The sequence below is a fragment of the Pseudomonas sp. B19125 genome, assembly GCF_044218855.1.
Lineage (GTDB): Bacteria > Pseudomonadota > Gammaproteobacteria > Pseudomonadales > Pseudomonadaceae > Aquipseudomonas > Aquipseudomonas edaphica.
Genome location: NZ_CP162589.1, coordinates 1,770,838 through 1,782,884, shown reverse-complemented (window position 1 = coordinate 1,782,884; position 12,047 = coordinate 1,770,838). Strand labels below are relative to the sequence as shown.

The following is a 12,047-nucleotide window of genomic DNA, read 5'->3' as shown; positions in this document are numbered from 1 at the left end:
TGTCGGACAATCTCAGTATTTTCAAAGACTTCGCCTGATTTTCCGTGTCTTTTTATGACTTTTTAACCGGATCGTGACTGCCTGGTTTCATCGTCGTAAAGCTGTCAATTTGAACGCAAATACCCCTCGATAGCCACGTTGACGACATGGGATGCGTGCATCTCTATAAACACGCCGATTAAGTCATCTTGCTGCAACAATCAAAACCCTCCCACATCGCCTGATCCACATACCCACCCCGTAAATTCAGGGACCTGATAGCCCCCATCAGTCAATTTGCACTGATTTTGTGCATTTATTTGCTGAATAACGCGGCATTCCTCACGTTTTATGTAATAAATCCTACAGACGATGTAACAATCCGTTTAATCATGACTCAAGAGCGGCAAGCCCCCCGAGCTCACGGTTTGGCTCCGGGGCATGAATCGTGTGTATTTCTACGTTAAGGATGTCGAGTGCCGAACCTGCCCTCACTCAAACGCTTGTGCAATCTCCACCCATTGGGTATCGCCCTGCTCTGCGTGTGCGCGCTGCCCGCGTCCGCCGCCGACGGCCCGCAGCCAGGCCAGGAAGCCCTGCGTTTGCAGCAACAACAGCAGCGCGACCTGCAGCAATTACAGCTGGAGCAACGCCAGCGCCAGCTCCAGAAAGGCAGCTTCGGCACACCGACGGCCGCCCCCACTGTGCCAGCAGACAATGTCAAAGATGAACGCTGCTGGCCGCTGAGCGGCACACGCCTGGCCGGTGTCACGCTGTTCAGCAGGGCCGAGATGAATAAACACATCGAGCCCTATGTCGCCCCGTGCATGGGCGTCACCCAGATCAACCGCCTGCTGGCCGAGATCACTCGCCTGTACGTCGAGGCCGGTTATATCGCCAGCCGCCCGTACCTGATCAGCACCCCGGCTGCCGGGCAACCGCTGGATATCCATGTCGAAGAAGGCTACCTGGAAGCCATCGAACTGGCCGACCAAAGCTTGCCCGTGTCCCTGGCCGGCGCCTTCCCCGGGCTGCTCGGCAAGCCACTGAACCTGCGCGACCTGGAGCAAGGCCTGGACCAGCTCAACCGCCTGCGCTCGGTGGACCTCACCGCGGATATCGCCCCTGGCCGTGAACCTGGTGCCTCGCGCATCATCCTGCGTTCGCGCAGTAGCGCCTCACGTTGGGGGTTGGGCCTGGGAGTGGATAACCTTGGCAGCGCCGGCACCGGGCGTGATCGCAACGCCATCAGCCTGAGCCTGGACAGCCCGCTGCAGCTCAACGATTCACTCAACCTGAGCTTCAGCGACACGCTCAACCACGGCCCGCGTTACAGCCGCAGCAACAGCCTGTTTTATTCGATCCCCTACGGCTACTGGACCTACAGCCTGTTCGCCAGCCATGCCGAATACCGCTCACCGCTCAAGGTCAGCAACACCATGCTGTACAACAGCGGCCGTACCGATCAGATCAGCCTGCGCACCGACCGCGTGTTGTGGCGCGACCAGGGCCATCAACTCAGCGCCAACCTGCAACTGGCCTACAAGGACGTCGACAGCTACCTGCAAAAGGTCCGCTTGGGCATCCAGAGCCCAACGCTGAGCGTGGCCGAGGCCGGTTTGAACCTGTTCTGGCTCAACAGCGCGGTGTGGAACCTGGACGTCAATTACGCCCAGGGCCTGACCTGGTTCGGCGCTGATCGCGACGCTGACCAAGTGCAGAAAAACCTGCCCCAGGCGCAGTTTCACAAATACCGCGCCAACCTCACTCAATGGCGCAACGGCCAATGGCGCACGCAACCCTGGCAGTGGCAGAGCCAGCTGTCTGCGCAATACAGCCCGGACCGTTTGCCTGCCATTGAGCAACTGCTGGGCACCGACGATTCGGCTGTGCGTGGCTACCGCGAAAACAGTGCCTCGGGCGCCATCGGTGCGGTGTGGCGCAACACCTTGCGCCTGCCGCTCAACAGCGACCTTCCGGTAAAAATCACCCCGCGCCTGGGCCTGGACAACGGTTGGGTCAAGCGCGAACACGGCGCCCCGGGCCAACGCCTGAGCGGCGCGAGTGCCGGGCTCAACCTGAGCTGGAAGAACGTGCAGCTCGACGTCGATTACCAACGCAATTTGCACACGCCAACAGGCTTTGGCCAGGAGCCGGAGGTCTGGCTGACGCGCCTTAGCTTGCAGATATGAGCGTGCAGATATGAGTGTGCAGATTTAAACCAACACCCGATTAGCCTGAAACAACCGCCGTACCTGACCACCCCAGTAGCGTTGCAACGAACAACGCACGAGGCGGCTCAGCCAACATAGAGCGAACTTACTTATGCCGACTGACACCCACACGTTTCACCTTTCACCCCAGGGCAAACTGCGCTGGGCCATCGCCAGCCTGTTCCTGCTGCCGCAACTGGTACTGGCCGCCGGCATCACCGTGGTCGAAGGGCCTGGCGGGATACCGCAACTGCAAAACCAGCAGGGCGTGCCCATCGTCAATATCGTCGCACCGAATGCCGGCGGCCTGTCCCATAACCAGTTCCTGGACTACAACGTCGACCGTCAAGGCGTGGTGCTGAACAACGCCCTGCAGGCCGGCCAGTCGCAACTCGCCGGGCAACTGGCGGCGAACCCGCAGTTCCAGGGCCAGGCGGCGAGCGTGATCCTCAACGAAGTGATCAGCCGCAACGCCTCGACCTTAAACGGCGCCCAAGAGATTTTCGGTAAGGCGGCCGATTATGTGTTGGCCAACCCCAACGGTATTTCGGTGAATGGCGGGAGCTTCATCAACACCCCGAACGCCAACCTGGTGGTGGGCCGCCCCGAACTCAATGACGGCAAGCTGCAAGCCTTGGACACCCGCGACGCAAGCGGCCAACTGACGGTGCACGGCCAAGGCCTGCAAAACCGCGCGGGCTCGATCAACCTGATCGCGCCGCGCATCGACAGCGACGGGCGCTTGAGTGCCCGCGATCAACTGAACCTCACCGCAGGCCGCAACCAGGTCGATTTCGCCAGTGGCCAAGTGCGCCAGGTCGACCCGGCCAGCAAGACCCAGGACCAGCGCATCGACGCCAGCCTGTTTGGGGCGATGCAGGCCGGACGCATCAACATCATCAGCACGGCCGAAGGTGCTGGCGTGCGCGTAGGCGCGGTGCAAGTGGAAGGTCGTGACGGGGTCAACGTCAGCTCGGCCGGCGACCTCGACATCAGCGGCCAAGTCCACGCCAACAGCCTGGACGCCACCCGCGCCGGCGTGCAAAGCCAGCATGGCGATGTGGACTTGCACAGCGCCAAGGATTTGAACCTGGCCGCCACCGACGTCAGTGGGCGCAACGTCAAGCTCGACGCCGGTCGCAACCTGACCCTCAGTAGCCTGGAAAGCCGCAAACTCCAGGAAAAACGTGAACAGTGGGACAACAGCAACTTCCTGTTCACCTACGAAACCTACGACCGCACCACCACTGATAAAGACTCGCGCCAGCACGGTAACAAGGTCGTAGCGCAGCAGGATGCAACGCTGTCTTCCGGCGCCAAGGCCGAGATCAAGGCCAGCCAAGTCGAAGCGGGCAATGCCTTACGTGTCAACAGCGGCGCCGACCTGCTGGTGAACGCCGCGACTGAAACCCATGAAACCCGCGATCAGGGCAACCATCGCAAACATCTGTGGAAAGCCAACTGGGATAAATCTTCCAGCGAGCAACGCAGCGTCACCAGCAGCCTCAAGGCCGGCAAAACGCTGGAGCTGACCAGCCAGCAGAAACTGCAATTGCAAGGCGCCGAACTGAAAACACCCGGCGATATTCAATTGGCCGGCCGCCAAGTGGAGATCAGCAGCGCCAGCCGCACCCAGGTAAGCCGCGACAACGCTTACTCCGGCGACCTGACCGGCGGCAGCTTCTTTGGCAAGAGCGGCGACGGCGACAAGGGCAAAACCTTGAACACCGGCAGCAAGGTCAACGCCGACGGCAAACTGCTCGTCAAGGCCGACGACGTGCGCATCAGCGGCAGCCAGGCGCGTGGCGGCAAGCAGGCCAGCGTGATCAGCGACAAAGGCTCGCTGGTGATCGACGGCGTAAAAGACACCTCCCACGACAATAGCTACAGCAACGACAGCAAGTTCTTCGGCATTTCCAAGGATGAAAGCCGCAAGCAACTCAAGGACAGCACTGTCGTGGCCAGCAACCTGCGCTCGGACAGCAACCTCAAGCTGCAAAGCGCCAAGGACATTCAAGTCAGTGGCTCTCAGGTGTCGGCCGCCGGTAAATTACAGGCGGACGCCAAGGGCGATATCAAGATCGCTTCGGCTGACAACACTACACACGACACCACCACCACTCACACCCGTGGTTTCGATGGCTACGCCAAGGAAAACGCCGAAGGCACCCGCCAGTACCGCGCTGGCGTGAGCTTTGAGGACCAGCAGCAAACCAGCAAGACCGACACCACAAAACAACAAGCTTCCAGCCTCAGCGGCGCCAGCGTGGCGGTCACCGCCGATGGCAATGTGAGCATCAAGGGTTCCGGCGTCCAAGCCACCCAGGGCGATGCAATTTTGAGCGGCAAAAACGTCGAGTTGCTGGCGACCGATAACAGCACGCGCAACACCACCGACAAAACCACCACCGGCGGTGGCGTGTACTACACCGGCGGTCTGGACAAGGCTGGCAACGGCGCACAGTTCAGCCATCAAAGCAGCCACGACAACAGCAGCAACACCACCGCGCAAACCAGCAACGTGGCAGCGGCTGGCAAACTGACCATCAACGCCGGCAACACCCTCACCAGCCAGGGCGCGCAGGTCAAGGCAGGCTCCGAATTGCAGGTCAACGCCGGCACCGTCGATAACCAGGCGGCGCACAACAGCCAGACCAGTACCCACAAGGAAAACGGTTGGACCGCCGATGTCGGCGTCAATGTCGAATACAAAGGCATCACCCGACCAATCGAAAAAGCCGTCGAAGGTGTGGCCCAGGCCAAATTCCATCAACCCGGTTTGCTCGATGCTTTCGAGCAGCCGAATGTCGGGCTGGACGTGGAAGTCGGTCACACCAACAAGACCCGCACCCAGCAGGACAGCACGGCGGTGGTCAGCCAGTTCAGTGGCGCCACGGTGCAGGTGGATGTCGCCGGTAAGTTGCAGGATGAAGGCACTCAGTACCGCGCCACCGATGGCGGGCTGAAGATCGATGCCGGCGAGCATATCGCCAGCGCCGCAGCCAACACCCACAGCAGCAGCGAACAAAGCGTGGACGCCAAGGCAGGCGTGCGGGTCTACACCACCACCGGTGAAGACGTGAACGTGCGCGGCAGCGGCGCAGGCGGCAGCAGCGATGTGCGCGAAGCCAGCAGCACGGCGGTGGTCGGCAGCTACGCGGGCACTCAGGGCGTGAACATCACGGCCAAGGCCGATGCGCGTTACGCGGGCAGCCAGTTCAACGGTGGCCAGGCGGGCGTCAACCTCAAGGCCGGTGGCGAGTTGGCGCTTGATCAGGCCAGCGACACGCAAAGCACAACCAGCAACAGCCTGCGCGGTAATGGTTCATTGACCGTGGGCACCGCACCGGGCACCAACGGTACCAACGTCAACCTCGGTGCTGGTGTGCAACTGGATAACAAGCAGCTGGCCACCCAAGACAGCCAGGCGCGGGTCGCGACGCTTCAAGGCAGCGGGCCGATCCAGCTCAGCAGCGGCGCCGACATGACCCTGCAAGGCACGCAGATCGCCAGCAACGGTGATATCAGCCTGAATGCCGGCGGCAAGCTGGACCTGCGAGCGGCCACCAATACGCATGTCAGCAATGGCAGCAACCTCGGCGGCGGCCTGAGCGTCGGTGCCGGAAAAACCAGTGGCGCCGACAGCAGCGCCAAGACTGGCAGCCTGAGTGCCAACTTCAATATCGGCAAGGTGGCGGAAAACGATCAGGGCGTGGTTGTCGGGCAGTTGCACAGCAAGGGCAACGTGAGCCTCTCCAGCGCCGATGATCTCCATCTGCAAGGTACGCAGATTGCCGCCAAAACGGTCACCCTCGATGCGCAAAACGGCGGCATCCTGCAAGAGTCGGCGCAATCCACCCAGGCTCACAACAGCTGGGGCGTGACCCTCGGCGCGGGTGGCAGCGGCGGTAAAACAACACGGGGCGACGCCGGTGAACACGACACACCCAAGACCCAGCTGGGCATCAATGCCCGCGCCAAGGTCGATGTGGACCACGTGCAAGGCACCACCCAGCACGACAGCCTGATCAAGGCCGATAGCGTAGCCATCAACAGTGCCGGTGATACCCATCTGGCGGGTGCGCGGATCGAGGCGGATCAGGTCAGCGGCAACGTCGGCGGGGATCTTGTGGTCGAGAGCCGCAAAGATCACGTCAGCAGCACTAAGGTCAACGTCGACGCCAAGCTTGATGTCGAAAAAAACCAACCCGGCGTGGTCAACAAGCTCGCCAAGACCACCGGCCCGCTCAAGGACAAGGTGCAAGCCAAGGCCGAGGGCGCGTTCGACAAGCATCGGGAGAAGTTGGAAAACGCCGTCGACAAAGGCACCGAGCACCTCGCTTCGGCCAAGGACAGCGTGATCAACGCCAAGGAGCGCCTGGGCGAAAAGCTCAGCCGCAGCGGCAGCTACGAGGTAAATCCTGAACCCCGTGGCGCCTTTGGCACCCGCGTGGACCAGGCCAAGACCTACCTCGCGGACAAGAAAGATGCACTGGGCACGCGCCTGTCCAGCTTCAAGGACAAAGTCTGGCCAAAAACCAGCGACAGCTACACCGTCAGCGGCAAGGACACCACCGGCAGCAAGGTGGCCGATACCGCGCAAAACGTACTGTTCGGTGACAAGAGCGGCAACACCAGCTACACGCCGACGCTGAACCTGGACGTCAGCCACGTGGTGAAAGACAGCGTTAATCAGGCCTCGGGCATTCGCGGTGCTCAGGGCGTAAACCTTGAAGTGGCTGGCGACACACGGCTGACTGGCGCGCGAATCAGCGCCGAAAGCGGCAAGGTTGAGTTGGGCGGTTCCAAAGTGACGGCGACGACGTTGGCAGGCAGCGACTATCGCGCCGATGTCGGGCTGAACCTGTCGAAATCGCCGGTCAACCTGGCGCTGGGCGCCAAGGACGAACTGACCCAGAAACAGGACGACGCCACACGCAAGGATCAGGCTTTCAACCTTGGGCCGCTGCGGGTCGGCGGGCACAGTGACCAGCAGGAATTACAGGCGGGGATTGACCAGAAAGGCAGCTAAGTAGCATCGCCTGGGTGACAGCAGCCATGCTCGCTGCCACCCAGGCAAACATTTCTAAATGTTTCTTCATAAAGCCAAACCGTCATTAAACAGCAACATATCAGGAATTAAATCGTCACGTCTTAGACAGGTGGGCCTACCCACTTACCCCTTCCCTTGAGGTGTTGTCGTGATGTTGCCGACTAAAAAAAGTCTGTCTGTATTGTTGAGCGCCCTGTGCCTGAGCGGCATGGCCCACGCCACCGACGTTACCGGTGCCGGCTCCAGCTTCGTCTACCCGGTGCTGTCCAAGTGGTCGCAGGACTACAGCAAGAACTCCAGCAACCGCATCAACTATCAGTCGATCGGCTCCGGCGGCGGCATCGCCCAGATCAAGGCAGCCACCGTTGACTTCGGCGCCTCTGACGCACCACTGTCGGCCGACGATCTCAAAGCCGGCGGCCTGGGTCAGTTTCCCAGCGTGATCGGCGGCATCGTGCCGGTGATGAACGTCGAAGGCGTGGCCGCAGGCCAGCTGAAACTCGACGGCGACACCCTGGCAAAGATCTTCCTCGGTGACATCAAGGCCTGGAACGACCCTGCCATCGCCGCGCTCAACCCTGGTGTGAAGTTGCCAAGCGCAAACATCACCGTGGTGCACCGTTCGGACGGCTCCGGCACCTCGTATAACTTCACCAACTACCTGGCCAAAGTCAGCGACAGCTGGAAAACCAGGATTGGTTTCGGCACCACCGTACCGTGGCCGGTCGGTGTGGGCGGCAAGGGCAACGAAGGCGTTTCGGCCTACGTGAAGCAGATCAAGAACTCGATCGGCTTTGTGGAATACGCCTACGCCCTGCAGAACAAAATGACCTTTGCCTCACTGAAGAACGCGTCCGGCAAGTTCGTCGAGCCTAACGCCAAGGCGTTCCAGGCCGCCGCCGACACCGCCGACTGGGCCAGTGCCAAAGACTTCAACCTGATCATGACCAACGCCCCAGGTGAAGGCGCATGGCCGATCACGGCCACCACCTGGATCATCATGTACAAGCAGCCCAAGAATGCCGAGCAAAGCCAGGCGGCGTTCAACTTCTTCAAGTGGTCGCTGGAAAAAGGCCAGGAACAGGCTGCGGCCCTGGACTACGTCGCATTGCCGGGCTCCCTGGTGTCGCGAATCGAAGATTACTGGAAGTCTGACTTCGCCCACTGATTCGCCCTACGACCGCCTTCCTCGATAACTGAGGAAGGCGCTGAGCACCTCTGATATGAACGACACGGTCCACACCCTGGTTATGACTACTCACGCGAGCGACACCGGGGGCGACCGCCGCGCCGCCCGCGATCAACGCCACGACCTGTGGTTCAAACGCTCGATGTTCGGTGCCGCCATGCTGGTACTGGCGCTGCTGGGCGCCATTGCCGCCTCGACCCTGTGGGGCGGCGGGCTGGCGTTCAAGACGTTTGGTTTCGGTTTCATCACCAGCACCGAGTGGGATGCCGTCAATAACCACTTTGGTGCCGTGGTGCCGATTTACGGCACCTTGGTCACCTCCTTTCTCGCCTTGCTGATTGCCGTTCCGGTGAGTTTCGGCATCGCGATTTTTCTGACTGAAGTTGCACCGCCCTGGCTGAAAATGCCGGTGGCCTCGGCGATTGAGCTGCTGGCCGGTATCCCGTCGATCATCTATGGCATGTGGGGTTTGTTTGTGTTCGGGCCTTTCATGGCCGAACACCTGTCGCCGTTGATCAATGACTACCTGGGCGCCCTGCCCTTTGTTGGCTCGCTGTTCCAGGGGCCGCCACTGGGAATCGGCATGCTCACCGCCGGCATTGTGCTGGCGGTGATGATCATGCCGTTTATCACCTCGGTGATGCATGAGGTGTTTCGCAGCGTGCCCACGCAGTTGAAAGAATCCGCCTACGCCTTGGGCAGCACGACGTGGGAAGTGGTGTGGGACATTGTTCTGCCTTACACCCGCTCGGCGGTGGTCGGCGGCATCTTCCTCGGCCTGGGCCGCGCCCTTGGCGAGACCATGGCGGTGACCTTTGTATTGGGTAACGCACAACAGTTTTCCGCCTCGTTGCTGATGCCCAGCAGTTCCATCGCCTCGGTCATCGCCAACGAATTCAGCGAGGCCTACACCGACCTGCATCGCTCTGCGCTGATTGCCTTGGGTTTCCTGCTGTTTATCGTGACCTTCGTCGTGCTCGCGCTCGCGCGACTGCTGCTGATGCGCCTGTCGCGCAAGGAAGGGTTATGAACGCCAACGAACGCCTGTATCGCAAACGCGCATTTAAAAATGGCGTGGCCATGTTCCTCAGTTGCGGCGCCACCGCCTTTGGCTTGCTGTGGCTGACGTGGATTCTGCTGACCACCATTATCAACGGGTTCCAGGCCCTGAACCTGCGCCTGTTTACCCAGATGACCCCACCGCCCGGCACCGAGGGCGGCCTGGCCAATGCGTTTTATGGCAGCGCGTTGATGTCGGGTATCGCGTTGCTGATCGGTACGCCCATCGGGCTGATGGCCGGCATCTGGCTGGCAGAGTTCGCACGCCACTCGCGCCTGGGGACTACGGTGCGTTTCATCAATGACATCCTGCTGTCCGCCCCCTCGATTGTGCTGGGTTTGTTCATCTACACCGGGGTCATCCTGCCGCTGAACCTGCTGACCAATCATCAGGTCGGCTTCTCTGCCATCGCCGGTGCGCTGGCGCTGGCGCTGCTGGTGATTCCGGTGGTGGTGCGCACCACCGATGAAATGCTCCAGCTACAACCCTCCACCATGCGCGAGGCGGCCCTGGCACTCGGTGTACCGCAGTGGAAGCTGACGCTGCAAATCGTGCTGCGGGCGGCCAAGGCCGGCGTAGTCACCGGCATCCTGCTTGCCCTGGCGCGCATCACCGGGGAAACCGCGCCGCTGCTGTTCACCGCCTTTGGCAATCAGTTCTGGAGCAGCAACCTGCTCAAGCCGATCGCCAGCGTGCCCGTGGTTATTTTTCAATACGCCATGAGCCCGTTCGACGACTGGCATGCACTTGCCTGGGCCGGCGCATTGGTCCTGACGTTGTTCGTGCTGGTACTCAGCCTGGCATCCCGCCTGATTCTTTTACGCAATAGGTCTCACTGATGGACGCCACCGGCATTGCTCCCGACAAAACCAAAATCCAGGTGCGTGGGTTGGAGTTCTTCTACAACAACCAACGCTCGCTCAAATCCATCAACATGGATATTCCGGAAAAGCGCATTACCGCCATCATCGGGCCTTCGGGCTGCGGCAAGTCCACCATGCTGCGGGTGTTCAACCGCATCTACTCGATGTATCCCAAGCAGGAAGCGCGCGGCGAAGTGCTGCTCAACGGCGAAAACATCCTCGCGCCCGGCTACTCGATGAACCGCCTGCGCAGCCACGTAGGCATGGTGTTCCAGAAGCCGGTGCCGTTTCCGATGTCGATCTACGACAACATCGCCTACGCGGTGCGTCACCACGAAAAACTCTCGCGCCGCGAAATGAACGACCGCGTCGAACAGGCCCTGCGCGGCGGTGCGCTGTGGGATGAAGTCAAAGACAAACTCAACCAGAGCGCCCAGAGCCTCTCCGGCGGCCAGCAACAACGGCTGTGCATCGCCCGCACCATCGCGCTGCGCCCGCAGGTGCTGCTACTGGACGAACCAACCTCCGCCCTCGACCCGATTTCCACCGGGCGTATCGAACAGTTGATTACGGAATTGAAGGCGCAGTACACGGTGATCATCGTGACCCACAACATGCAGCAGGCCGCGCGGGTGTCGGACAGCACCGCGTTTATGTTCATGGGGGAATTGATTGAGCATGGCAAGACCGATCAGATCTTTACCACGCCGAAGATGAAGCAGACGGAGGACTATATTACGGGGCGGTTTGGCTAAGGCCGGACAACGAGCCGTCTCTTGGAGGCGGTTTTTTACCAGCGCCAAATTGCAGGCAAAAAAAAACCCGGAAATCCTCACTTGCGTGGGCCTTCCGGATTTTCTAAACCGCCAAAAATGGTGGGTCGTGTGGGATTCGAACCTACGACCAATTGGTTAAAAGCCAACTGCTCTACCAACTGAGCTAACGACCCGCTGTGTGGTGGCGCGTATAATACTGATTTCTAAGGATTATTCAACACCTTATTTTAAATAAATCAGAAATAACGCGTTGGGTCCGCAATTGCGGCGTTTTTGAAGCCTTCTGCTCTCAGTCTGCAAGCGTCACATTTCCCACAGGCACGACCGGAATCGTCTGCCTGGTAGCAGGAAACTGTCAGCGCGTAATCGACGCCCAGTCCTACGCCAGCCTTCACGATGTCTGCCTTGCTCATGTTCTGCAGCGGCGCCTGAATGCGGAATCCCTGCCCTTCCACTCCGGCCTTGGTCGCCAGGTTGGCCATGCGTTCGAATGCCTCGACGTATTCCGGACGGCAGTCCGGGTAGCCGTTGTAGTCGAGGGCATTAACGCCAATGAAGATGTCGCGGGCTTTCAATACTTCGGCCCAGCCAAGCGCGAGGGACAGGAATACGGTGTTGCGCGCCGGCACGTAGGTCAACGGAATGCCTTCGCTGGGCGCTTCAGGCACATTGATGCTGCTGTCCGTCAGGGCCGAGCCGCCGATGCCGTTGAGGTTGAGGCCGATCACCTTGTGCTCGACCACGCCCAGCTCACGGGCAACACGCTCGGCGGCGTGCAGCTCGGCGCGGTGGCGTTGGCCGTAGTCGAAACTCAGGGTGTAGCAGCTGTAGCCTTGGGCGCGGACCATGGCCACCAGCGTGGCGGAATCCAGACCGCCAGAGAGCAGGATGACCGCGCGCTTTTGCTCGGTCAT

Annotated in this window: 7 protein-coding genes and 1 tRNA gene; 6 read left to right on the top strand and 2 right to left on the bottom strand. The window is 60.6% G+C overall.

Annotated features, from left to right (window positions below; all coding sequences use genetic code 11):
• The first annotated feature begins 455 nt into the window (after positions 1-455).
• From AB4P96_RS08110 to pstB, 6 genes are all read left to right on the top strand, one after another.
• Positions 456-2,171 (top strand): ShlB/FhaC/HecB family hemolysin secretion/activation protein, encoded by a 1,716-nt coding sequence (locus tag AB4P96_RS08110; protein WP_138450401.1) that lies wholly within the window; start codon positions 456-458, stop codon positions 2,169-2,171.
• Between the two features lie 133 nt (positions 2,172-2,304).
• On the top strand, positions 2,305-7,224 hold the full coding sequence (locus AB4P96_RS08105; protein ID WP_395600660.1) for a hemagglutinin repeat-containing protein: 4,920 nt from the start codon (positions 2,305-2,307) through the stop codon (positions 7,222-7,224).
• A 172-nt stretch (positions 7,225-7,396) separates the two neighbouring features.
• Complete coding sequence (pstS, locus tag AB4P96_RS08100) at positions 7,397-8,413, top strand: phosphate ABC transporter substrate-binding protein PstS (protein WP_176991495.1); 1,017 nt, start codon at positions 7,397-7,399, stop codon at positions 8,411-8,413.
• Positions 8,414-8,468: 55 nt separating this feature from the next.
• The gene (pstC, locus tag AB4P96_RS08095) at positions 8,469-9,464 is read left to right on the top strand and encodes a phosphate ABC transporter permease subunit PstC (protein ID WP_017139135.1); all 996 of its coding nucleotides are present in this window, start codon (positions 8,469-8,471) and stop codon (positions 9,462-9,464) included.
• Positions 9,461-10,333, top strand: a complete 873-nt coding sequence (gene pstA, locus AB4P96_RS08090; RefSeq protein ID WP_017139134.1) for a phosphate ABC transporter permease PstA — start codon at positions 9,461-9,463, stop codon at positions 10,331-10,333. Before pstC ends, pstA begins: the two co-directional genes overlap by 4 nt.
• The gene (pstB, locus tag AB4P96_RS08085; protein ID WP_017139133.1) at positions 10,333-11,112 is read left to right on the top strand and encodes a phosphate ABC transporter ATP-binding protein PstB; all 780 of its coding nucleotides are present in this window, start codon (positions 10,333-10,335) and stop codon (positions 11,110-11,112) included. The genes pstA and pstB overlap by 1 nt, the downstream gene beginning before the upstream one ends.
• 118 nt (positions 11,113-11,230) lie before the next feature.
• On the opposite strand, the gene AB4P96_RS08080 is transcribed toward pstB, so the two are convergent.
• Positions 11,231-11,306, bottom strand: a tRNA-Lys gene (locus AB4P96_RS08080).
• A gap of 63 nt (positions 11,307-11,369) precedes the next feature.
• On the bottom strand, positions 11,370-12,047 hold the full coding sequence (queC, locus tag AB4P96_RS08075) for a 7-cyano-7-deazaguanine synthase QueC (RefSeq protein ID WP_099549396.1): 678 nt from the start codon (positions 12,045-12,047) through the stop codon (positions 11,370-11,372).